General features: G+C 71.4%; 21 protein-coding genes. 1 reads left to right on the top strand and 20 read right to left on the bottom strand.

All coding sequences use genetic code 11. From position 1 onward, the window contains the following. The 14 genes from EBH09_RS05860 to pyrR all read right to left on the bottom strand — a co-directional run. On the bottom strand, positions 1-1,988 hold a 1,988-nt coding region (locus EBH09_RS05860; RefSeq protein WP_121746258.1), incomplete at its 3' end, for a primosomal protein N'. Positions 1,989-2,143: 155 nt separating this feature from the next. After that, positions 2,144-3,352: a methionine adenosyltransferase gene (gene metK, locus EBH09_RS05865; RefSeq protein WP_121745891.1), complete on the bottom strand. Its 1,209-nt coding sequence runs from the start codon at positions 3,350-3,352 to the stop codon at positions 2,144-2,146. A gap of 240 nt (positions 3,353-3,592) precedes the next feature. Next, entirely contained in the window at positions 3,593-4,795 is a 1,203-nt protein-coding gene (coaBC, locus tag EBH09_RS05870; protein ID WP_121745892.1) for a bifunctional phosphopantothenoylcysteine decarboxylase/phosphopantothenate--cysteine ligase CoaBC, read from the bottom strand. Between the two features lie 122 nt (positions 4,796-4,917). Further along, complete coding sequence (rpoZ, locus tag EBH09_RS05875) at positions 4,918-5,190, bottom strand: DNA-directed RNA polymerase subunit omega (protein WP_003977348.1); 273 nt, start codon at positions 5,188-5,190, stop codon at positions 4,918-4,920. Between the two features lie 62 nt (positions 5,191-5,252). Continuing rightward, positions 5,253-5,846 carry a guanylate kinase gene (gmk, locus tag EBH09_RS05880; RefSeq protein ID WP_121745893.1) on the bottom strand — a complete coding sequence of 198 codons (594 nt, stop codon included), beginning with the start codon at positions 5,844-5,846 and terminating at the stop codon, positions 5,253-5,255. A 37-nt stretch (positions 5,847-5,883) separates the two neighbouring features. Further along, positions 5,884-6,207 (bottom strand): integration host factor, encoded by a 324-nt coding sequence (locus EBH09_RS05885; protein WP_003977346.1) that lies wholly within the window; start codon positions 6,205-6,207, stop codon positions 5,884-5,886. A 223-nt stretch (positions 6,208-6,430) separates the two neighbouring features. After that, on the bottom strand, positions 6,431-7,276 hold the full coding sequence (pyrF, locus tag EBH09_RS05890) for an orotidine-5'-phosphate decarboxylase (RefSeq protein ID WP_121745894.1): 846 nt from the start codon (positions 7,274-7,276) through the stop codon (positions 6,431-6,433). After that, on the bottom strand, positions 7,273-8,379 hold the full coding sequence (locus EBH09_RS05895; protein ID WP_121745895.1) for a quinone-dependent dihydroorotate dehydrogenase: 1,107 nt from the start codon (positions 8,377-8,379) through the stop codon (positions 7,273-7,275). The genes pyrF and EBH09_RS05895 overlap by 4 nt, the downstream gene beginning before the upstream one ends. Before the next feature lie 51 nt (positions 8,380-8,430). Further along, entirely contained in the window at positions 8,431-11,739 is a 3,309-nt protein-coding gene (gene carB, locus EBH09_RS05900; protein ID WP_121745896.1) for a carbamoyl-phosphate synthase large subunit, read from the bottom strand. Continuing rightward, positions 11,732-12,874, bottom strand: coding sequence for a glutamine-hydrolyzing carbamoyl-phosphate synthase small subunit (gene carA / locus EBH09_RS05905; protein ID WP_121745897.1), 1,143 nt, complete (start codon positions 12,872-12,874; stop codon positions 11,732-11,734). Before carA ends, carB begins: the two co-directional genes overlap by 8 nt. Further along, complete coding sequence (locus tag EBH09_RS05910) at positions 12,871-13,437, bottom strand: hypothetical protein (protein WP_121745898.1); 567 nt, start codon at positions 13,435-13,437, stop codon at positions 12,871-12,873. The genes carA and EBH09_RS05910 overlap by 4 nt, the downstream gene beginning before the upstream one ends. Further along, complete coding sequence (locus EBH09_RS05915) at positions 13,434-14,720, bottom strand: dihydroorotase (protein WP_121745899.1); 1,287 nt, start codon at positions 14,718-14,720, stop codon at positions 13,434-13,436. Before EBH09_RS05915 ends, EBH09_RS05910 begins: the two co-directional genes overlap by 4 nt. A 4-nt stretch (positions 14,721-14,724) precedes the next feature. After that, complete coding sequence (locus EBH09_RS05920; protein WP_121745900.1) at positions 14,725-15,705, bottom strand: aspartate carbamoyltransferase catalytic subunit; 981 nt, start codon at positions 15,703-15,705, stop codon at positions 14,725-14,727. A gap of 114 nt (positions 15,706-15,819) precedes the next feature. Next, positions 15,820-16,389, bottom strand: coding sequence for a bifunctional pyr operon transcriptional regulator/uracil phosphoribosyltransferase PyrR (gene pyrR, locus EBH09_RS05925; protein WP_121745901.1), 570 nt, complete (start codon positions 16,387-16,389; stop codon positions 15,820-15,822). Positions 16,390-16,686: 297 nt separating this feature from the next. On the opposite strand from pyrR, the gene bldD reads away from it, so the two are divergent. Further along, the gene (gene bldD, locus EBH09_RS05930; RefSeq protein ID WP_055415924.1) at positions 16,687-17,190 is read left to right on the top strand and encodes a transcriptional regulator BldD; all 504 of its coding nucleotides are present in this window, start codon (positions 16,687-16,689) and stop codon (positions 17,188-17,190) included. A gap of 214 nt (positions 17,191-17,404) precedes the next feature. On the opposite strand, the gene nusB is transcribed toward bldD, so the two are convergent. From nusB to EBH09_RS05960, 6 genes are all read right to left on the bottom strand, one after another. Further along, positions 17,405-17,839 carry a transcription antitermination factor NusB gene (nusB, locus tag EBH09_RS05935; protein ID WP_121745902.1) on the bottom strand — a complete coding sequence of 145 codons (435 nt, stop codon included), beginning with the start codon at positions 17,837-17,839 and terminating at the stop codon, positions 17,405-17,407. A 2-nt stretch (positions 17,840-17,841) separates the two neighbouring features. Continuing rightward, on the bottom strand, positions 17,842-18,408 hold the full coding sequence (gene efp, locus EBH09_RS05940) for an elongation factor P (protein WP_055415926.1): 567 nt from the start codon (positions 18,406-18,408) through the stop codon (positions 17,842-17,844). A gap of 68 nt (positions 18,409-18,476) precedes the next feature. After that, entirely contained in the window at positions 18,477-19,583 is a 1,107-nt protein-coding gene (locus EBH09_RS05945; RefSeq protein WP_121745903.1) for an aminopeptidase P family protein, read from the bottom strand. Positions 19,584-19,758: 175 nt separating this feature from the next. Continuing rightward, a complete protein-coding gene (locus EBH09_RS05950; RefSeq protein WP_121745904.1) occupies positions 19,759-20,676 on the bottom strand; it encodes a Pro-rich N-terminal domain-containing protein in 918 nt (305 codons plus the stop codon). A gap of 161 nt (positions 20,677-20,837) precedes the next feature. Beyond that, positions 20,838-21,929, bottom strand: a complete 1,092-nt coding sequence (gene aroB / locus EBH09_RS05955) for a 3-dehydroquinate synthase (protein WP_121745905.1) — start codon at positions 21,927-21,929, stop codon at positions 20,838-20,840. Further along, on the bottom strand, positions 21,926-22,408 hold the full coding sequence (locus EBH09_RS05960) for a shikimate kinase (RefSeq protein ID WP_193776174.1): 483 nt from the start codon (positions 22,406-22,408) through the stop codon (positions 21,926-21,928). Before EBH09_RS05960 ends, aroB begins: the two co-directional genes overlap by 4 nt. Positions 22,409-22,411 lie beyond the last annotated feature (3 nt).

A 22,411-nucleotide genomic window follows, 5' to 3' on the forward strand; every position in this document is an offset into this window, starting at 1 on the left:
CCCACCCGCCGCGGACGCCCCGCGGGCGTGACCGGCAGCGGCACCGGGCCCAGCACCTCGGCCTCGCGCGGCAAACCGACCGCACCGAGGAAGGCGGCCACCGCCTCCGCCGGTCCCGCCACGGCCGCCATCCGCGACACCGGCGGAAAGCCCAGCTCGGCCCGCTCGGCCAGTTCCCGCACGGCGTGGCCGACGGGGTCCCAGCGCACCAGCGCCTGCACCGGCCGCAGGGTGGGCTCGGCGACCGCGACGACGGTGCCCCCGGCGCTCTGCGGGCGCACCAGCGCGGAGGCGGCCAGCCAGCGCCGCAGCGCGTCCTCACCGGCGCGCAGGTCCGGCCGCCCGAGCATCGCCCAGCCGTCGAGCAGCAGTGCCGCCGCGTAGCCGCCCTCGGCGACGGGTTCGGCCCCCGGGGTGCTCACGACCAGCGCGGGCGTCTCCGGCACGGTGTCCAGCACCTGCTCGCGCCCCGAGGTGCGCACCGGCACCGCCGGGAACGCCCGCCCCAGTTCCTCGGCGGTGCGGCGGGCCCCCACGATCTGGGCGCGCAACCGGAACGCCCCGCACTCCGGGCAGTGCCACCCGCCCTCCTCGCGCCCGCACCAGCCGCACCGCAGCGCGGCCCCGGACTCCTGCCCCTCCAGCGGCCCCGAGCAGTGCCGGCAGCGCGCGGGCGTCCGGCACGCGGCGCAGGCCATCCGCGGTACGTAGCCCCGCCTGGGCACCTGCACGAGCACCGGTCCGTGCCGCAGTCCGTCCCTGACGGCCTGCCAGGCGAGGGTCGGCAGCCGTGCGGCGCGGGCGGCCTCGTCCCGGGCGAGATCCTGGTCCCCCACCGTCCGAACCAGCGGGGCGGCGGCTCGCACCTGCTCCCGCGCGGCGACCAGTGGCCGGGCCCAGCCGGTCTCCACGAGCTGGGCGGCCTCCACGGTGCAGTTCCAGCCGCCCAGCAGGAAGGCGCACCTGTCCTGGGCGGCGCGCAGCAGCAGCACCTCGCGCGCGTGCGGCTGCGGGGCGTGCGGTTCGCTGTGGCTGTCGTCGCCGTCGTCCCAGAGGGCGACCAGCCCCAGGTCCCGCACCGGCGCGAACATGGCGGCGCGGGTCCCGACGACGGCCCGTACGGCCCCTCGGCGCACCGCGAGCCACTGCGCGTACCGCTTCTCGGGTCCGGCGTCGGCGGTGAGCACCGCGTGCCGTCCCTCGCCCAGCAGCGCGGTCAGCGCGGCGTCGGCGCGGGCGACGGCCCTCCCGTCGGGCAGGACGACGAGCGCGCCCCGGCCGGAGGCCAGCGTGGCCGCCACGGCCCGCGCCAGCTCCTCGCTCCACCGCGGACCCGGCAGCGCGTTCCACACGGCGCGCGGCGTACCCCCCGAGGCGAGCGCCGCCACGAACGCGGACCCCTGCTCGTACCGCGTCCAGGACCCCGGCCCGGGCACCGGCGGCGGGGGCAGCGGATCGGGTGACGTCCGCTTCTCGGCGCGCGCGTTCCGCGGCGGTACGGCGAGCTGCAGCACGTCGGCGAGGCTGCCCGCGTACCGGTCGGCGACCGCCCGCGCGAGTCCGAGCAGTTCCTCGTCGAGCACCGGCTCGGGCGAGACGACCTGGGCCAGCGCGGCGAGGGGGCCCGAGTAGTCGGACTCGGCGAGCCGCTCGACGAGGAAGCCGTCGATGAGCCCCCCGCCCTCGCGCCGCCCGTCCCGCACCCGGTGCCGCCCGGCCCCGAACCGCACCCGCACCCGCACGCCGGGCTGGGCGTCGGCGTCGAGCTCCTCGGGCACGGCGTAGTCGAAGTACCTGTCGAGGTGGAGTACGCCCTTGTCGACGAGGACCCGGGCGACGGGCAGTTCACCGGCGAGCGCGGCTCCACGCCAGGTCCGCGGCTTGGCCCGCGGCGCCTTCGCCTCGCGCACGCTCTCCCGGATGAGCGCGAGCTGCTCGGGCGGCGCGTCCTGGGCGCCACCGCCCGCCGGTTCGTTCTCGCTGCTCACGCCTGCATTCCTACCAAAGACCACTGACAAACGACGGTGCCCGGACGCGCCCCCACGTGCCCGCCCTGCCCGCGCGCGGACACGCCGAGGCCCGGCGTCCCCACCGGGGACACCGGGCCTCGCGACGTGCCGTCGGGCGGGACGCGTCGGGTGCCTTACAGCCCCGCTGCCTGCCGCAGCGCCTCCACGCGGTCCGTGCGCTCCCAGGTGAAGTCGGGAAGCTCGCGGCCGAAGTGGCCGTACGCCGCGGTCTGGGCGTAGATCGGGCGGAGCAGGTCGAGGTCACGGATGATGGCGGCCGGACGGAGGTCGAAGACCTCGTCGATCGCCTTCTCGATCTTCTCGGTGTCGATCTTGGCGGTGCCGAAGGTCTCCACGAAGAGACCGACCGGCTCGGCCTTGCCGATGGCGTACGCGACCTGGACCTCGCAGCGGGCGGCGAGGCCCGCGGCGACGACGTTCTTGGCGACCCAGCGCATCGCGTAGGCGGCGGAGCGGTCGACCTTGGAGGGGTCCTTGCCCGAGAAGGCGCCGCCGCCGTGGCGGGCCATGCCGCCATAGGTGTCGATGATGATCTTGCGGCCGGTCAGGCCGGCGTCGCCCATCGGGCCGCCGATCTCGAAGCGCCCGGTCGGGTTGACCAGGAGGCGGTAGTTCTCCGTGTCGAGCTTGATGCCGTCGTCCAGCAGCGCCTTGAGCTCGGGCTCGACGACGAATTCCTTGATGTCGGGGGCGAGCAGCGACTCCAGGTCGATGTCGCTCGCGTGCTGGGAGGAGACGACGACCGTGTCGAGCCGGACGGCCTTGTCGCCGTCGTACTCGATGGTGACCTGCGTCTTGCCGTCCGGGCGCAGGTAGGGGATCGTGCCGTTCTTGCGGACCTCGGACAGGCGCTTGGACAGGCGGTGCGCCAGGAAGACCGGGAGCGGCATCAGGGTCGGCGTCTCGTCGGACGCGTAGCCGAACATGAGGCCCTGGTCACCGGCGCCCTGCCGGTCCAGCTCGTCCTCGTCGCCCTCGACCCTGTTCTCGTACGCCGTGTCGACGCCCTGCGCGATGTCCGGGGACTGGGCACCGATCGAGACCGAGACGCCGCAGGAGGCGCCGTCGAAGCCCTTCTTCGAGGAGTCGTAGCCGATCTCCAGGATCTTGCCGCGGACGAGGTTGGCGATGTCCGCGTAGGCCTTGGTGGTGACCTCGCCGGCCACGTGCACCAGACCGGTGGTGATCAGGGTTTCGACGGCGACCCGAGAGGTCGGGTCCTCACGCAGTAGCGCGTCGAGAATCGTGTCGCTGATCTGGTCAGCGATCTTGTCGGGGTGACCTTCGGTCACGGACTCCGAAGTGAACAGGCGACGGGACACAACGCTCCCTGGGGTTGCAGCGGCTGCTGGCTGATCATTGGTGGACGGCACGGGGAGCTGCACCCGGCGACGTCCGAGAACAGTTTATCGGTCGCACTCCACCACGGGCCCACCCGTCTCGCCTCTCGGAAGGGCTGTGACCTGCGGCACGGGCATTCTGCCTGGAACGACGCACCCTTGGCCAGGGCCGCCACGCTCCAATGCGCGGGGTTCGCGAGCCGGGTGGAGTGAATGAGTCATTCAGCCGAGCCGTTCCGCCACGAGGTCCCACACCGTTTCGGCCAGGGCTTCCTTGGGGCCGTGCGCCACCGGGGTCTCGCTGCCGTCGGCGCCGAGGATCACGGCCTCGTTCTCCTCGGACCCGAAGGTCTTGCGCTCCCCCACCTCGTTGACCACGAGGAGGTCGCACCCCTTGCGCTTCAGCTTCGCCCGGCCGTTGGCGAGGACCTCGTCGGTCTCGGCGGCGAAGCCGACGACCACCTGCCCGGAGCGGGCCCGGTCCGTGGAGATCTCCGCGAGGATGTCCGGGTTGCGCACCAGGGTGATCGGGGCGGGTTCCTGGTCGTCCTTCTTCTTGATCTTCCCGGCGGCGTACGTCGCCGGCCGGAAGTCCGCGACCGCCGCGGCCATGACGACGGCGTCGGCGTCCGCCGCGGCACGCAGCATCGCCTCGCGCAGTTCCACGGCCGTGCCCACCGGGATCACGTCCACACCGGCCGGGTCCGGCAGCGACGGGTTGGCCGCGACCAGAGTGACGCGGGCGCCCCGGGCGGCGGCGGTGCGGGCGAGGGCGTAGCCCTGCTTGCCGGAGGAGCGGTTGCCGAGGAAGCGGACCGGGTCGAGGGGCTCCCGGGTACCGCCGGCGCTGACGACGACGTGCCGTCCGGCGAGGTCCGGCTCGCGCACGCCGCGGGCGAGTACCCGGCGGCAGGCCTCGAAGATCTCGCCGGGGTCGGGCAGCCGGCCCTTGCCGGTGTCGACGCCGGTGAGGCGGCCGACGGCCGGTTCGATCACGAGGGCGCCGCGCCGGCGGAGCGTCGCCACGTTCTCCTGGGTGGCCGGGTGCTCCCACATCTCGGTGTGCATGGCGGGAGCGAAGACGACCGGGCAGCGGGCCGTGAGCAGTGTGTTGGTGAGGAGGTCGTCGGCGAGGCCGTGGGCGGCCTTGGCGAGCGTGTCGGCGGTGGCCGGGGCGACGACGACCAGATCGGCGTGCTGGCCGATGCGCACGTGCGGGACCTGGTGGACGTCGTCCCACACCTCGGTCGACACGGGGTTGCCGGACAGCGCGGACCAGGTGGCGGCGCCGACGAAGTGCAGCGCGGAGGCGGTGGGGACGACCCGGACCTCGTGCCCCGACTCCGTGAACCTGCGCAGCAGCTCACAGGCCTTGTACGCGGCGATGCCGCCGCTGACCCCCAGAACGACCTTGGGCTTGTCCACCGTCTCTCCCCGTCTCCCCGGCTCGGATGTCGCGTACGACCCATCACACACCACAGGCCCGACAGTCGGACTGCCGGGCCTGTGGAAAAGTCAGCGTGAGGCTGAAAACAATACCGCCGGTGTTACTGCGCCGGACCCTCGATGGCCTCGGAGGTCAGCAGCCCCGCGTTGATCTCGCGCAGGGCGATCGAGAGCGGCTTCTCGTGGACGTGGGTGTCCACGAGGGGACCGACGTACTCGAGGAGGCCCTCGCCGAGCTGCGAGTAGTACGCGTTGATCTGGCGGGCCCGCTTGGCCGCGTAGATCACGAGGCTGTACTTCGAGTCCGTGGCCTCGAGGAGCTCGTCGATCGGCGGGTTGATGATGCCCTCGGGCGCGGAGATGGAAGAGGACACGCTCTACCTTCCGATGGATGGGAAAGATTCTGTCGGGATGATCGCAGGGTGACCAGTGGCGATCACACGACGTTCGTCAAGGCTAGCAGCTCGCGCGCCACGTCCTCGACGGAGGTGTTGACCAGGGTCTGGTCGAACTCCGGCTCGGCCGCCAGCTCGACCTTGGCCGCGGCGAGGCGGCGCTCGATCACTTCCGGAGGCTCGGTGCCCCGGCCGGTGAGCCTGCGCACCAGCTCCTCCCAAGAGGGCGGGGCCAGGAACACCAGCTGGGCCTCGGGCATGGACTCGCGGACCTGCCGCGCGCCCTGGAGGTCGATCTCCAGGAGCACCGGCTCACCGGCGTCCAGGCGCTCCAGTACGGCCGCACGCGGTGTGCCGTAGCGGTTGCCGGCGAACTCGGCCCACTCCAGCAGCTCACCGTTGGCGATCAGCTTGTCCATCTCCTCGTCGGTGACGAAGAAGTAGTGGACACCGTGCTGCTCGCCGGGTCGGGGCCTGCGGGTCGTCGCCGAGACCGACAGCCAGACCTCGGGGTGTTCCTTGCGCATATGGGCGACGACCGTGCTCTTGCCGACCCCCGAGGGGCCGGAGAGCACGGTCAGCCGCGGACGTGCGTCCGGGGGTACGGGGGACGTCCCCCGGGGTGTTGCAGCCATGCAGCGATTATTCCAGCAATCCCGGAGTGGTCCGGACTCAGCTGCCGGTGCTGCCGAACTCGCGCTCCAGGGAGGCGATCTGGTTGGAACCGAGCCCGCGCACGCGACGGCTCTCGGAGATGCCCAGTCGCTCCATGATCTGCTTGGCGCGGACCTTGCCCACGCCCGGCAGGGACTCGAGGAGGGCGGAGACCTTCATCTTGCCGATGACGTCGTTCTCCTGGCCCTGCTTGATGACCTCGTGGAGGGAGGCGCCGGAGTGCTTGAGTCGATTCTTGACCTCGGCCCGCTCCCGGCGAGCCGCGGCGGCCTTTTCGAGCGCGGCTGCGCGCTGTTCAGGGGTAAGGGGCGGAAGAGCCACGCCTACGTCACCTCGGATGTCGAACTGTCGGATACGGACCGGTGAGGAACCTAGTCGCCCCACACCTGGGGAGCCACGAGCAACACGCTTGCCCGCGGACTCTCGTCGGAGACTAGCGGTCAAGTCCGCCGGAGTCAGCGAGAACAGCGGAAAAGTCCTGGTCAGCCTCCGTCAGGGCGGACATTTAGGACATACTGCCTCGGATTTGAGGATGTATCCAGAGTCAGGACGCCGTGACCGCGGTCCTGGTCTCCTCCGCGAAACGGTCTGCGGCCTTCCGCAACGCGGCCACATCGGGACCGTGACGCAGAACACCCCGGCTGACGTTCGGAACGACGTTGCGCACCGCGGCGCCGAAGACCCGCGGCAGATCCGCGGGGGTGGCTCCCTGCGCGCCGATGCCGGGCGCGAGGAGCGGGCCGTTGATGCCCAGGTCGTACGACGACAGGTCGCCGAGGGTGGCGCCGACCACCGCGCCGAAGGACCCGAGGGGCTCCTCCCCGGCGTTCTCGGCGGCCAGGTGCGCCAGGACCGTCGCCCCGACGCTGCGCCCGTCGGTCCGGACCGCGTGCTGGACCTCGGCGCCCTCCGGGTTGGAGGTCAGCGCCAGCACGAACAGGCCCGCACCGCTCTCGCGCGCCATGTCGACGGCCGGCTTCAGAGACCCGTAGCCGAGGTACGGCGAGACGGTCAGCGCGTCCGAGAACAGCGGGGCGTCCCTGCGCAGGAACGACTCGGCGTACGCGGCCATGGTAGAGCCGATGTCGCCGCGTTTGGCGTCCATGACGACCAGGGCGCCGGCCGCCCGCGCCTCCTCGACCGACTTCTCCAGTACGGCGACGCCACGCGATCCGAAGCGCTCGAAGAAGGCGCTCTGCGGCTTGAGCACGGCGACCCGGCCGGCCACCGCCTCCACGACGGTGCGGCTGAAACGCTCCAGACCGGCCACGTCGTCGTTCAGACCCCACTCGGCGAGCAGGGAGGCGTGCGGGTCGATGCCGACGCACAGCGGCCCGCGCTCGTCCATCGCGCGGCGCAGCCGGGCGCCGAAGGGTTCGAGTACCGTCATGCGTTCTTCCTGACGTCGGCGCCGACCGCGTCGGCGAGGGTGGCGTACGGGCTCTGCCGCAGGCGCGCGGCGAGTCCCTTGTGGACGGCGCGGCCCCAGAAGGGACCCTCGTAGACGAACGCGCTGTAGCCCTGGACCAGCGTGGCCCCGGCCAGGATGCGCTGCCAGGCGTCCTCGGCGCTCTCGACGCCACCGACGCCCACCAGGGTGATCCGGTCGCCCACGCGCGCGTAGAGGCGGCGCAGCACCTCCAGGGAGCGCTCCTTGAGCGGTGCGCCGGACAGGCCGCCGGCCTCCCGGACGAGCACCGGCGAGGACGTGAGGCCGAGGCCCTCGCGCGCGATGGTGGTGTTGGTGGCGATGATCCCGTCCAGGCCCAGCTCCACGGCCAGGTCGGCGACCGCGTCGACGTCCTCGTCGGCGAGGTCGGGCGCGATCTTGACCAGGAGCGGGACGCGCCGCGCGGTGACGGCGCGGTCGGCGGCCTCGCGGACGGCGCTCAGGAGCGGACGCAGGTGGTCCACCGCCTGGAGGTTGCGCAGTCCGGGCGTGTTCGGGGAGGAGACGTTGACGACGAGGTAGTCGGCGTGCGGGGCGAGCCGCTCGGCGGACTTCACGTAGTCGCCGACGGCCGCCTCCTCCGGGACGACCTTCGTCTTGCCGATGTTGACGCCGACGACGGTCCGCAAGAGGGGCGTACGGGAGGCCAGACGGGCGGCGACGGCCAGCGAGCCGTCGTTGTTGAAGCCCATGCGGTTGATCAGCGCCCGGTCACTCACCAGACGGAACAGCCGTTTCTTGGGGTTTCCGGGCTGCGGCTCCCCCGTCACGGTACCGATCTCGACGTGGTCGAAGCCGAGCATCGCCATGCCGTCGATGGCGACCGCGTTCTTGTCGAAGCCGGCCGCCAGCCCGAAGGGGCCGTGCATGCGCAGGCCGAAGGCCTCGGTGCGCAGTTCCTTGAAGCGGGGCGCCAGCACGGCCGCGACGAAGGTGCGCAGGACGGGGACGCGGACGGCGAGGCGGATCCAGCCAAAGGCGAGGTGGTGCGCCCGCTCCGGGTCCATCCGCTTGAAGACGAGCGAGAAGAAGGTCTTGTACATGGTGTCCTCATGAAGAGGGGGACACCGTTTCCGGTGTCCCCCTCGGGGTTGCTAGTCGCGGGCCGCGGTCAGGAATTCCGCGTGTTCCTGGAGTGAACGCACTCCCACGTCGCCGTGGTTGAGGGCGTCGATGCCCTGCACCGCCGCGGCGAGCGCCTGGACCGTCGTCAGGCACGGCACGGAGCGGGCCACGGCCGCCGTACGGATGTCGTAGCCGTCGAGGCGGCCACCGGTGCCGTACGGGGTGTTGACGATGAGGTCGACCCCGCCGTCGTGGATGAGCTGGACGATGGTCTTCTCACCGTTCGGGCCGGTGCCCTCGGACTGCTTGCGCACGACTGTGGCGTTGATGCCGTTGCGCCTGAGCACCTCGGCGGTGCCGGAGGTGGCGAGCAGTTCGAAGCCGTGGGCGACCAGCTCGCGGGCCGGGAAGATCATCGAACGCTTGTCGCGGTTGGCGACCGAGATGAACGCCCGTCCCTTGGTCGGCAGCGGCCCGTAGGCGCCCGCCTGCGACTTGGCGTACGCCGTGCCGAAGACGGAGTCGATGCCCATGACCTCGCCGGTGGAGCGCATCTCCGGGCCGAGGACCGTGTCGACGCCGCGGCCGTGGATGTCCCGGAAGCGGGACCACGGCATCACGGCCTCCTTGACGGAGATCGGCGCGTCGAGCGGCAGCTCGCCGCCGTCGCCGGTGGCCGGGAGCAGGCCCTCGGCGCGCAGCTCGGCGATGGTGGCGCCGAGCGAGATGCGGGCGGCGGCCTTGGCCAGCGGCACCGCGGTCGCCTTCGAGGTGAAGGGTACGGTGCGCGAGGCGCGCGGGTTGGCCTCCAGGACGTAGAGGATGTCGCCCGCCAGCGCGAACTGGATGTTAATCAGGCCGCGCACGCCGACACCCTTGGCGATGCCCTCGGTGGAGGCGCGCAGCCGCTTGATGTCGAAGCCGCCCAGTGTGATCGGGGGCAGGGCGCACGCCGAGTCGCCGGAGTGGATGCCGGCCTCCTCGATGTGCTCCATGACGCCGCCGAGGTACAGCTCCTCGCCGTCGTACAGGGCGTCGACGTCGATCTCGATCGCGTCGTCCAGGAACCGGTCGACCAGGACCGGGCGGGACGGGCTGATCTCGGTCGACTCGGCGATGTAGGCCTCCAGCCGGGTCTCGTCGTAGACGATCTCCATGCCGCGCCCGCCGAGGACGTAGGAGGGCCGCACCAGGACCGGGTAGCCGATCTCGTCGGCGATGGCCTTGGCGCCGGCGAAGGTGGTGGCGGTGCCGTGCTTGGGGGCGGGCAGGCCCGCCTCGGCGAGCACCTGGCCGAAGGCCCCGCGGTCCTCGGCGGCGTGGATGGCCTCGGGCGGGGTGCCGACGACCGGCACGCCGTTGTCCTTGAGCGCCTGCGACAGGCCCAGCGGGGTCTGGCCGCCGAGCTGCACGATCACGCCCGCGATCGGACCGGCCTGCTGCTCCGCGTGGACGATCTCCAGGACGTCCTCCAGGGTGAGCGGCTCGAAGTACAGCCGGTCGGAGGTGTCGTAGTCGGTGGAGACGGTCTCCGGGTTGCAGTTGACCATCACGGTCTCGTACCCGGCGTCGCTGAGCGCGAAGGAGGCGTGGACGCAGGAGTAGTCGAACTCGATGCCCTGGCCGATGCGGTTCGGGCCGGAGCCCAGGATGATGACGGCCGGCTTCTCGCGGCGCGCGACCTCGGTCTCCTCGTCGTACGAGGAGTAGAAGTACGGCGTCTTCGCGGCGAACTCGGCGGCGCAGGTGTCGACCGTCTTGTAGACCGGGCGGATGCCGAGCGCGTGCCTCACCTCGCGGACGACGTCCTCGCGCAGGCCGCGGATCTCGCCGATCTGCTGGTCGGAGAAGCCGTGCCGCTTGGCCTCGGCGAGCAGCTCGACGGTCAGCTCGGGGGCCTCGGCCAGCTCGTCGGCGATTTCCTTGATGAGGAACAGCTGATCGACGAACCAGGGGTCGATCTTCGTGTACTCGAAGACCTCCTCGGGCGTGGCGCCCGCGCGGATGGCCTGCATGACGGCGTTGATCCGGCCGTCGGTGGGCCGCACGGACTCGCGCAGCAGCTCGCCCTTGTCGCCGGGCTCGCCGACGAACGTGAACTGGCTGCCCTTCTTCTCCAGCGAGCGCAGCGCCTTCTGGAAGGCCTCGGTGAAGTTGCGGCCGATGGCCATGGCCTCGCCGACCGACTTCATGGTGGTGGTCAGCGTGGAGTCCGCGCTCGGGAACTTCTCGAAGGCGAAGCGCGGAGCCTTGACGACCACGTAGTCGAGGGTCGGCTCGAAGGAGGCCGGGGTCTCCTGCGTGATGTCGTTCGGGATCTCGTCCAGCGTGTAGCCGACGGCGAGCTTGGCCGCGATCTTGGCGATCGGGAAGCCGGTCGCCTTGGAGGCGAGCGCCGAGGACCGCGACACGCGCGGGTTCATCTCGATCACGATGACGCGGCCGTCGACCGGGTTCACCGCGAACTGGATGTTGCAGCCGCCGGTGTCGACGCCCACCTCGCGGATGATCGCGATGCCGACGTCGCGCAGCACCTGGTACTCGCGGTCGGTCAGCGTCATCGCGGGCGCGACGGTGATCGAGTCTCCGGTGTGGACGCCCATGGGGTCGAAGTTCTCGATGGAGCAGACGACCACGACGTTGTCGTTCTTGTCGCGCATCAGCTCCAGCTCGTACTCCTTCCAGCCGAGGATGGACTCCTCCAGGAGCACCTCGGTGGTCGGCGAGAGGGTGAGGCCCTGCCCGGCGATGCGGCGCAGCTCCTCCTCGTCGTGCGCGAAGCCGGAGCCGGCGCCGCCCATGGTGAAGGAGGGACGGACGACGACCGGGTAGCCGCCGAGCTCCTCGACGCCCTTGAGGACGTCGTCCATGGAGTGGCAGATGTAGGAGCGGGCCGACTCGCCGTGGCCGATCTTCTTGCGGACCTCCTCCACGACGTCCTTGAACAGGTCGCGGTCCTCGCCCTTGTTGATGGCCTCCACATTGGCGCCGATCAGCTCGACGCCGTACTTCTCCAGGACGCCGTTGCCGTGCAGCGAGATGGCGGTGTTCAGGGCCGTCTGGCCGCCCAGGGTGGGCAGGAGCGCGTCGGGCCGCTCCTTGGCGATGATCTTCTCGACGAACTCGGGGGTGATCGGCTCGACGTAGGTGGCGTCGGCGATCTCCGGGTCGGTCATGATCGTCGCCGGGTTGGAGTTCACCAGGACGACGCGCAGGCCCTCGGCCTTGAGCACGCGGCACGCCTGCGTGCCGGAGTAGTCGAACTCGGCGGCCTGGCCGATGACGATCGGGCCGGAGCCGATGACCAGGACGGACTGGATATCGGTGCGCTTAGGCACGCTGGCCCTCCATGAGCTTCACGAAGCGGTCGAACAGGTAGGCGGCGTCGTGCGGGCCGGCCGCCGCTTCGGGGTGGTACTGGACGCTGAAGGCCGGCTTGTCGAGGAGCTGCAGGCCCTCCACCACGTTGTCGTTGAGGCAGACGTGGGAGACCTCGGCGCGGCCGTAGGGGGTGTCGGAGACCTGGTCGAGCGGGGCGTCGACGGCGAAGCCGTGGTTGTGCGCGGTGACCTCGACCTTGCCGGTCGTACGGTCCTGCACCGGCTGGTTGATGCCGCGGTGGCCGTACTTCAGCTTGAAGGTGCCGAAGCCGAGCGCGCGGCCCAGGATCTGGTTGCCGAAGCAGATGCCGAACAGCGGGGTGTCGCGCTCCAGGACGCCCCGCATCACGGAGACGGGGTGGTCGGCGGTGGCGGGGTCGCCGGGGCCGTTGGAGAAGAACACACCGTCGGGGTTGACGGCGTAGATGTCCTCGACGGTGGTCGTGGCGGGCAGGACGTGCACCTCGATGCCGCGCTCGGCCATGCGGTGCGGGGTCATGCCCTTGATGCCGAGGTCGACGGCGGCGACGGTGAACTTCTTCTCGCCGATCGCCGGGACGACGTACGCCTCGGTGGTGGCGACCTCGGCGGAGAGGTCGGCGCCGGCCATCTCGGGGGCTTCCTGGACGCGGGCCAGCAGTGCGGCGTCGTCCTGGATCGCGTCACCGCTGAAGATGCCGACGCGCATGGCGCCGCGCTCACGCAGGTGGCGGGTGAGGGCGCGGGTGTCGACGCCCGAGACGCCGACGACGCCCTGGGCGGCCAGTTCCTCGTCCAGCGTGCGCGTCGAGCGCCAGTTGGAGGGCACGCGCGCGGGGTCGCGCACGACGTAGCCGGAGACCCAGATCCTCTTGGACTCCATGTCCTCGTCGTTGACGCCGGTGTTGCCCACGTGCGGCGCGGTCATGACGACGACCTGGCGGTGGTACGACGGGTCGGTGAGGGTTTCCTGGTAGCCGGTCATGCCGGTGGAGAACACGGCTTCGCCGAACGTGGCCCCCACGGCCCCGTAGGCACGGCCGCGGAAGATCCGGCCGTCCTCCAGGACGAGTACGGCGGGAGCCTTGCCGGCTCCCCTGGTGGAGGTCGTCATCGTGCGCCTTCCGTTTCCGTCTTGTTGATCATGTCGTTCAGGGCTTCGACCCACTCGTTGTGCTCGGCCGCGTGGTCCGAGCGGAAACCGGAGTCGATCATCTTGTCGCCGTGTTCCCAGGTGACGACCAGCAGGCCGCCCTCGGTGAGCACCTTGCCGGCGATGCCCTTGTCGAGCCGGGCCTCGCGCAGTGCGGCGACGGGGACGAAGAAGTCGTTCGCGCCGGGGCGTACGACGTCCAGTCCCGCGTCCGTCAGTGTCAGCTCGACCCGGCTGCGGGTGCCCAGGCCGTGCGCCACGATGCGGTCCAGCCACTGTCCGGCGGTGGTGGAGCCGTGATAGCGACCGCTCATCGTCAGTTTCGCCGGGCCGGGCTCGTGCGGCGCGGTGGGCAGCTCCGGCAGGTCGCCCTGGAGGGTGCTGCGCCATTTCCAGCCCTCGCGCATCAGCCAGTAGACGAGCGCGACGAACAGGCCGAGGCCCACGACCCAGCCGACGCGGGCGGCCCAGTCGGTCACTTCCGCCGATTCCTTCTCGGCGGCCAGCAGGATTACAGGTGTCACGTGAGCTTCCCGTCGACGAGCGTGGCCTTGCCCCGCAGCCACGTGTGCGTCACACGGCCCGGCAGCTCGCGACCCTCGTAGGGGGTGTTGCGGCTGCGCGAGGCGAAGCCCGCGGGGTCCACCTGGCCACGGTATGCCGTGTCGACGAGGGTGAGGTTGGCGGGCTCACCAGCCGAGACGGGACGGCCGTGCCCGGTGGCCTGTCCGATCTGCGCGGGCTTGAAGGACATGCGGTCGGCGACGCCGGCCCAGTCCAGCAGGCCCGTGTCCACCATGGTCTCCTGGACCACCGACAGCGCGGTCTCCAGACCCACCATGCCCATGGCGGCGGCGGCCCACTCGCAGTCCTTGTCCTCGTGCGGGTGCGGGGCGTGGTCGGTGGCGACGATGTCGATCGTGCCGTCGGCGAGCGCCTCGCGCAGCGCCATCACGTCGCGCTCGGTGCGCAGCGGCGGGTTGACCTTGTAGACCGGGTTGTACGACCGGACCAGCTCGTCGGTGAGGAGCAGGTGGTGCGGGGTGACCTCGGCGGTGACGTCGATGCCGCGGGACTTGGCCCAGCGGACGATCTCGACGCTGCCGGCCGTCGACAGGTGGCAGATGTGGACGCGGGAGCCGACGTGCTCGGCGAGCAGCACGTCCCGGGCGATGACCGACTCCTCGGCGACGGCGGGCCAGCCGCCGAGGCCCAGCTCGGCGGAGACGACGCCCTCGTTCATCTGGGCGCCCTCGGTGAGCCGGGGCTCCTGGGCGTGCTGGGCGACGACGCCGTTGAAGGCCTTCACGTACTCCAGGGCGCGGCGCATGATCACCGCGTCGTGGACGCACTTGCCGTCGTCGGAGAAGACGGTGACGCCGGCCGCGGACTCGTGCATGGCGCCCAGCTCGGCGAGCTTGCTGCCCTCCAGGCCGACGGTGACGGCGCCGATGGGCTGCACGTCGCAGTAGCCGGACTCCTTGCCGAGCCGCCAGACCTGCTCGACGACGCCGGCGGTGTCGGCGACCGGGAAGGTGTTGGCCATGGCGAAGACGTTGGTGTAGCCGCCGCTCGCCGCGGCGCGGGTGCCGGTGAGGACGGTCTCGGAGTCCTCGCGGCCGGGCTCGCGCAGGTGGGTGTGCAGGTCGACCAGGCCGGGCAGCAGCACCTTGCCGTCGGCCTCGACGACCTCGGCGCCCTCGGCGCTCAGCCCGACGCCCACCTCCGCGACGGTCCCGCCGTCGATCAGCACGTCCCGCGGCTCGCCGCCGAGCACCTTCGCACCGCGGATCAGGGTCTTGCTCATGCTCTTACTTCTCCTCGGTGGTGCGGGCGTGGGTGACGGCGGGCTCGTTGCCGCCGAGCAGCAGGTACAGGACGGCCATCCGGATGGAGACGCCGTTGGTGACCTGCTCGACGACGGTGCAGCGATCGGAGTCGGCGACCTCGGCGGTGATCTCCATACCGCGGACCATCGGACCGGGGTGCATCACGATGGCGTGGCCTGGCATCCGCGCCATGCGGTCGCCGTCGAGGCCGTAGCGGCGGGAGTACTCGCGCTCGGTCGGGAAGAACGCGGCGTTCATACGCTCGCGCTGGACGCGCAGCAGCATCACCGCGTCGGACTTGGTCAGCGTCGAGTCGAGGTCGTAGGAGACCTCGCAGGGCCAGGTCTCGACGCCGACCGGCAGCAGGGTGGGCGGGGCGACGAGGGTGACCTCGGCGCCCAGGGTGTGCAGCAGGTCGACGTTGGAGCGGGCGACCCGGCTGTGCAGGATGTCGCCGACGAGCGTGATCCGGCGTCCGTCCAGGTCCTTCCCGAGGCCGGCGTCGCGGCCGACCAGGCGGCGGCGCATGGTGAAGGCGTCCAGCAGCGCCTGGGTGGGGTGCTGGTGGGTGCCGTCGCCGGCGTTGACGACGTGCGCGTCGATCCAGCCGGAGGTGGCCAGGCGGTAGGGGGCGCCGGAGGCGCTGTGCCGGATGACGACGGCGTCGACGCCCATGGCCTCCAGCGTCTGGGCGGTGTCCTTGAGGGACTCGCCCTTGGAGACGCTGGAGCCCTTGGCGGTGAAGTTGATGACGTCCGCGGACAGGCGCTTCTCGGCGGCCTCGAAGGAGATCCGGGTCCGGGTGGAGTCCTCGAAGAAGAGGTTGACGACGGTACGGCCGCGCAGGGTCGGCAGTTTCTTGATCGGCCGGTCGGCTACCCGGGCCATCTCCTCGGCGGTGTCGAGGATCAGGATGGCGTCGTCGCGGGTGAGGTCGGCGGCCGAGATGAGATGACGCTGCATCTGTGAGGCTCCGTAAGGCGATTCATGCGGAAGAGCGGGATAATTCGGGCGGCCGGGTACGCGTGCGGGCGCGCCGAGCGGGCGTACGGCACGGCTGGACGCGTACGCGAGGTGCTAAGGGTGGGCGCCCGGGGCGGCCGGCTTGGCACCGAGCAGCACGGTGTCGCGACCGTCCTCCTCGGCGAGCTGGACCTTGACCGTCTCCCGCAGCGACGTGGGGAGGTTCTTGCCGACGTAGTCGGCGCGGATGGGCAGTTCGCGGTGGCCGCGGTCGACGAGGACGGCGAGCTGCACCGCGCGCGGGCGGCCGATGTCGTTCAGCGCGTCGAGGGCGGCGCGGATGGTCCGGCCGGAGAAGAGCACGTCGTCGACGAGGACGACCAGGCGGCCGTCGATGCCGTCGCCGGGGATCTCGGTGCGCGCCAGCGCTCGCGGCGGGTGCATGCGCAGGTCGTCGCGGTACATGGTGATGTCGAGCGAGCCGACCGGAATCTTGCGCTCGGTGATCTGCTCGAGCTTGTCGGCGAGCCGCCGGGCGAGGAAGACGCCCCGGGTCGGAATGCCGAGGAGCACCACGTCGTCGGCGCCCTTGGCGCGTTCGACGATCTCGTGGGCGATACGGGTGAGGACCCGGGCGATGTCGGGCCCTTCGAGGACGGGGCGGGCTTCTTGCTGCTTGTCCATAAGAAACGGACCTCCTTCTCCGCCTCACGGGACGGACCTTAAAGGACGTCGGATATGCGCCACCTACGGTATCAGGCTCACAGAGTCATCCCTCGGACTCCCCCGACACTCCCCCGTCACCCTTTTGCCGCACCCGCGCCACCCGTTCGGGGGAACGGATCGCAGATACCACGGAAGAGTCGGTGCGGACCATTCGGCTTGACGCAGGAGAGTAACGCTGCGTAACCTCACAGTGAGTTACCAGCCGCGCGGCTCGCAACACAGCAGGCCGCGTCGACACCTTGTCCGGGGAGCCATATGTCCAGCGAATACGCCAAACAGCTCGGGGCCAAGCTCCGGGCCATCCGCACCCAGCAGGGCCTTTCCCTCCACGGTGTCGAGGAGAAGTCCCAGGGCCGCTGGAAGGCCGTCGTGGTCGGTTCGTACGAGCGCGGCGACCGTGCCGTGACCGTGCAGCGCCTCGCCGAGCTGGCGGATTTCTACGGCGTTCCCGTACAGGAGCTGCTCCCGGGCACCACCCCGGGCGGTGCCGCCGAGCCGCCGCCGAAGCTGGTCCTGGACCTGGAGCGACTGGCCACGGTGCCGGCCGAGAAGGCGGGCCCGCTCCAGCGGTACGCGGCCACGATCCAGTCGCAGCGCGGTGACTACAACGGCAAGGTGCTCTCGATCCGCCAGGACGACCTGCGCACACTCGCCGTCATCTACGACCAGTCGCCCTCGGTCCTCACCGAGCAGCTGATCAGCTGGGGTGTGCTGGACGCGGACGCGCGTCGCGCGGTGGCGTCCCACGAGGACCTCTGAGCCGCAGCCGCCTCAGCAGAAACGTGCCGCCGGGGTGGCCGGAACCAAGCGGTTCCGGCCACCCCGGCGGCTTCTTCTGTGCCTCGGGTCCTGTGCCACGGGTTCCGTGCCTCGGGCGTCGGGCGGTACGGGCAAGCACGCCGGAGGGCCCGCAGCGCGCCTGCTGCGGGCCCTCCGGCGTGGTTGGGTCTCTCCCCGGGGCCTGGGGCCCCTCTCAGCTCTCGTCGCGACGCAGCGAGGACTTGAGGTCCTTCAACCGGCCGAGCAGGCCGTTGACGAACGCGGGCGACTCGTCCGTGGAGAACTCCTTCGCCAGCTGCACCATCTCGTCCAGGACGACGGCGTCCGGGGTCGCGTCGACCCAGATCAGCTCGTACGCGCCCAGACGCAGGATGTTGCGGTCGACGACCGGCATGCGGTCGAGCGTCCAGCCGACCGAGTACTGGGCGATGAGCTCGTCGATGCGCTTCGCGCGCTCGGCGTAGCCCTCGACCAGCTCCATCGTGTACTCGCTCACCGGCGGCTGCCGGGTGTCGGACCGGGCGTGCCGGACCCAGTCGGCGAGGACCGTCAGGGCGTCGGCGCCGCGCTGATCGCCCTCGAAGAGGATCTGGAAGGCGCGCTTGCGGGCCGTGTTGCGGGCAGCCACGGTTAGCTGTTCACCCGGCCGAGGTAGTCGCTGGAGCGGGTGTCGACCTTGATCTTCTCACCGGTGGTGATGAAGAGCGGGACGTTGATCTGGTGACCGGTCTCCAGGATGGCGGGCTTGGTGCCGCCGGTGGAGCGGTCGCCCTGGACGCCCGGCTCGGTCTCCTGGATGGTGAGCTCGACGGCGGCCGGCAGCTCGACGAAGAGCACCTCGCCCTCGTGCTGCGCGACGGTGGCGGTGAAGCCCTCCACCAGGAAGTTGGCGGCGTCGCCGACGGCCTTGCGGTCGACGTGCAGCTGGTCGTAGGTCTCCATGTCCATGAAGACGAAGTAGTCGCCGTCCATGTACGAGAACTGCATGTCACGCTTGTCGACAGTGGCCGTCTCGACCTTGACGCCGGCGTTGAAGGTCTTGTCGACGACCTTGCCGGAAAGCACGTTCTTGAGCTTGGTGCGCACGAAGGCGGGGCCCTTGCCGGGCTTGACGTGCTGGAACTCGACGACGGACCAGAGCTGGCCGCCTTCGAGCTTGAGCACCATGCCGTTCTTGAGGTCGTTCGTGGAAGCCACGGTTGCGGAATCTCCTGGACTGGACTGACGTGGACGACCCCGGTGCAGGCCCGCGCACAGCGCGAAGGCTAGAGCGCGAGCAGCTCCTTGGTCGTGATGGTGAGTAGCTCGGGTCCGCCGTCCGCCTCGGGGCGCACGACGAGCGTGTCATCGATCCGGACCCCGCCCCGGCCCGGGAGGTGGACCCCCGGTTCGACGGTGACCGGCACACAAGCGTCCAGTTTACCCATGGCCGCGGGGGCCAACTGCGGGTCCTCGTCGATTTCGAGTCCGACACCGTGACCGGTGAGCGTCGGAAGGTTCTCCGCGTACCCCGCCGCGTCCAGTGCCTGGCGGGCGGCGCGGTCCACGTCGCGGCAGGCGGCGCCGGGTGCGAGGGCCTCCCGGCCGGCCCGCTGGGCCGCGAAGACGAGGTCGTACAGCTCGATCTGCCAGTCGGCCGGCGAGGTACCGATGACGAACGTACGGCCGATCTCGCAGCGGTAGCCGCGGTAGGTCGCGCCCAGGCAGACGGAGAGGAAGTCGCCCTCCTCCACGCGCCGGTCGGTGGGCCGGTGGCCGCGGCGTCCCGAGTTCGGGCCGGTGCCGACGGATGTGGGGAAGGCCGGCCCGTCGGCGCCGTGGTCGACCAGGCGGCGCTCCAGTTCCAGGGCGAGGTGCCGTTCGGTGCGGCCGACCAGGATGGACTCCAGGAGTTCGCCGAGGGCCTGGTCCGTGATCTCGGCGCCGATGCGCAGACAGGAGATCTCCTCCTCGTCCTTGACCACCCGGAGCTGCTCGACCGCCTGGCCGAGGTCGGTCAGGCGCAGCCGGGGCGCGACCGAACGCATGGCGCGGTGCCGGACCACGGTGAGGTGGTGGTCCTCCGTGGCGAGGGAGTCGGTGCCCTGGGCCGCGGCGAGGCCGGCGGCCGCGACGGCCGGGTCACCGCCGGGTCCGGGCAGCGCGCGCACCGGCAGGGACTCGTCGGGCCGCCCCTGTGCCGACCGGTCGTCCGGCGGGCCGGAGCAGACCAGGAGATCCTCGGTCTGGCCCAGCAGCAGTACGGCACCGTGCGGGGCGGCGCCCGCGAGATAGCGCACGTTGGCGGGCCGGGAGACGAGCGCCGCCGCGCTGCCGCCCGCGTTGCAGCGTTCTCGTAGGCGCGTCCGGCGGGCCGCGTACACCTCTGACATGAGCCGAGCGTATGAGCTCCGCCGGGGGTGCGCCGCTTGGGTGGGCCGAGTGGGCGGGGCCGGGGACGCCGGGTGAGCCCGTGGGGGCCCGGTGTGGCGTCCGGACGCCGGTGGGGGTTGCTCGCGCCCCGCCGCAGAGCCGCGAATCGACACGGCCCCGCGCCCCCACGGACGCTTACCAGCTGGGCGGGCTGGCTATCGAGCGGGAGAGGACCTCGTCGAGGAGGTGGGCGGTTTCCGGGATGCCGAGTTGGGAGTTGTCGATGATCGGGAGGCCCGATCCGTACCAGCCGGCCATCCGGCCGTGGATGCGGGCGACCTCCTCGTCGGTGAGGCGCCGGTTTCCGCTGCGTTCGGCGTTGCGCTCCAGGACGATGTCCAGGCCCGGCAGGAGGACGACCGGCAGCAGGCCGGGACCGACGTGCCGCTTCCAGCCGCCGAGGCCGACGACCGGGCGGTCCGGGAAGACCGCGTCGTCGAGGATGCACGAGATGCCGTTGGCGAGGAAGTTGCGCGCGGAGAAGCCGCAGGTGCGGCGGGCGAGGCGGTACTGGGCCTCGGAGTGCTCGTTCCACCCGGTCTGGGGGTCGGCGAAGCCGGAGCGGACCCATTCGCGGACGTCGTCGAGGCTGATGTGCGCGGTGGGGACCCGGCGGTGGTCCGCCCAGTACTTGGCGACGCTGGTCTTGCCGGCGCCCGCGGGACCGATGAGCAGTACCGCGAGGGTGGTCGTGGTGGGGTCGGGCGCGGCGGCCGTGGCAGGGGGCACGCTGGGCACGGCCACGGGGCCGCCGGGGGGCAGCGCTACGTGGCCGGTGCCTTCCGGGGAGGGCGGTACCGGGGCAGGCTGGTGCGGCCCCGGAACCGGGCCCGGAGCCAGTTGCGGATCCGGGGCGTGCTGCGGTCCCGGAGCCGGGACCTGGCGGGGAGCCACGGGGTGCGGGGCCTGCACGGGATAACCCTGCGCAGGCGGAGGAACGGGGGCGGAACCCGCGTGCGGGCCCGGGTGATGTGCGGCCGGGGACCAGCCGAGGGCCGGTCCGTGCCCCGGCTGATGGGGCGGCGGCAGCGGAGAACCCACTGCGTGCTGCATCCGGTGCCACTCCGTCTCGTACAGGCGATGGGCGCTGACAGCGGGACGGGGCCCGCCTGCTACCGAACGGTACCGCCCCCGGCCGTCGTTTGGTGAACGGCCGGGGGCGGTCCGAAGTGCCCGTCCCGCAAGGTGAATCGGACGGAAGGTACGCCGGGGTACTACTCGCCCACCTCGCCGTAGGCGGCGAGGAGGACGGCCGGGTCGGGGCCCTCCAGGACCGTGGGCTTGGCGAGGCCGTCCAGGACGATGAAGCGCAGCAGGTCGCCGCGGGACTTCTTGTCGACCTTCATGTTCTCGACCAGCTTGGGCCACTGGTCGTGGCGGTAGTGCAGCGGGAGGCCGACCGCTTCGAGGATGGTGCGGTGGCGGTCGGCGGTCGCGTCGTCCAGGCGGCCCGCGAGACGGCCCAGTTCGGCGGCGAAGTGCATGCCGACCGAGACCGCGGCGCCGTGGCGCCACTTGTAGCGCTCGTTCTTCTCGATGGCGTGGCCGAGCGTGTGACCGTAGTTCAGGATCTCCCGCGGGCCCGCCTCCTTCAGGTCGGAGGAGACGACCTCCGCCTTGACCCTGATCGAACGCACGATCAGCTCGGAGGTGTGCGGTCCGGCCGGGGTGCGCGCGGCCTGGGGGTCGGACTCGATCAGGTCCAGGATCACCGGGTCGGCGATGAAGCCGGCCTTGATGACCTCGGCGAGCCCGGAGACGTAGTCGTTGACCGGGAGGGAGTCCAGCGCGGCCAGGTCGCACAGGACTCCGGCCGGCGGGTGGAAGGAGCCGACGAGGTTCTTCCCCTCGGCGGTGTTGATGCCGGTCTTGCCACCGACGGCCGCGTCCACCATGGCCAGCACGGTGGTGGGGACGGCGATCCAGCGCACACCGCGCAGCCAGGTCGCGGCCACGAACCCGGCCAGGTCGGTGCTGGCTCCGCCGCCGACGCCGACGATCACGTCGGTGCGGGTGAAGCCGGACTGGCCGAGCGCCTTCCAGCAGTAGGCGGCGACCTCGGCGGTCTTCGCCTCCTCGGCGTTGGGCACCTGGATGGCGATCGCCTCGTAGCCCTGCCCGGCGAGGTCGGAGCGCAGCGCGTCGCCGGTCTCGGCGAGGGCCTCGGGGTGGATCACCGCGACCTTTTTGGCTTTCGGACCGATCAGACCACCGAGCTCGCCCAGGAGCTGACGGCCCACCAGGACCTCGTAGGGGTCGGATCCCGCGGTGCCGCCGACCTGGATCCGGGTGACTGCCTCGCTCATGCTTCTTTCAACTCCAGTGCGTCGAGGGCGGCTCGGGTGACTTCTTCCGGCGTACGCCCGTCGGTGGCCACGACGACCGTGGCGACCTCCTCGTACAGGTGGCGGCGGGCCTCCATCAGCTCACGCCACTGTCTGCGCGGGTTGACCGCCAGCAGCGGCCGCGCGGCGTTCAGTCCGGTGCGCTTGACGGCCTCATCGACGTCCATCGAGAGGTAGACGACGCGCTGCGCGGCGAGCAGGCCGCGCGTGTCGGCGTCCAGGATCGCGCCGCCGCCCAGGGCGAGGACGCCGTCGTGCTCGGCGAGCGCCCGGTGCACGGTCTGCTTCTCCAGGGCCCGGAAGGCCGCCTCGCCCTCGTCGACGAAGATGTCGGCGACGGTGCGCCCCTGCCCGGTGACGATGTCCTCGTCCGTGTCCCGGTAGCCGACGCCGAGCCGCTCGGCCAGGAGCTGTCCGACGGTGGACTTGCCGACGCCCATCGG

Origin of the sequence: Streptomyces sp. E2N166 (genome assembly GCF_003671715.1) — a bacterium.
In the GTDB taxonomy this organism is placed as follows: Bacteria; Actinomycetota; Actinomycetes; order Streptomycetales; family Streptomycetaceae; genus Streptomyces; species Streptomyces thinghirensis.

Coding starts and splice junctions, on each gene's coding strand:
- gmk (WP_121745893.1), bottom strand. CDS start 5,846: ATGGCTGCAACACCCCGGGGGACGTCCCCCGTACCCCCGGACGCACGT.
- pyrF (WP_121745894.1), bottom strand. CDS start 7,276: ATGACGGTACTCGAACCCTTCGGCGCCCGGCTGCGCCGCGCGATGGAC.
- EBH09_RS05895 (WP_121745895.1), bottom strand. CDS start 8,379: ATGTACAAGACCTTCTTCTCGCTCGTCTTCAAGCGGATGGACCCGGAG.
- carA (WP_121745897.1), bottom strand. CDS start 12,874: ATGACGACCTCCACCAGGGGAGCCGGCAAGGCTCCCGCCGTACTCGTC.
- EBH09_RS05915 (WP_121745899.1), bottom strand. CDS start 14,720: ATGAGCAAGACCCTGATCCGCGGTGCGAAGGTGCTCGGCGGCGAGCCG.
- EBH09_RS05920 (WP_121745900.1), bottom strand. CDS start 15,705: ATGCAGCGTCATCTCATCTCGGCCGCCGACCTCACCCGCGACGACGCC.
- pyrR (WP_121745901.1), bottom strand. CDS start 16,389: ATGGACAAGCAGCAAGAAGCCCGCCCCGTCCTCGAAGGGCCCGACATC.
- bldD (WP_055415924.1), top strand. CDS start 16,687: ATGTCCAGCGAATACGCCAAACAGCTCGGGGCCAAGCTCCGGGCCATC.
- EBH09_RS05945 (WP_121745903.1), bottom strand. CDS start 19,583: ATGTCAGAGGTGTACGCGGCCCGCCGGACGCGCCTACGAGAACGCTGC.
- EBH09_RS05950 (WP_121745904.1), bottom strand. CDS start 20,676: ATGCAGCACGCAGTGGGTTCTCCGCTGCCGCCGCCCCATCAGCCGGGG.
- aroB (WP_121745905.1), bottom strand. CDS start 21,929: ATGAGCGAGGCAGTCACCCGGATCCAGGTCGGCGGCACCGCGGGATCC.
- EBH09_RS05960 (WP_193776174.1), bottom strand. CDS start 22,408: ATGGGCGTCGGCAAGTCCACCGTCGGACAGCTCCTGGCCGAGCGGCTC.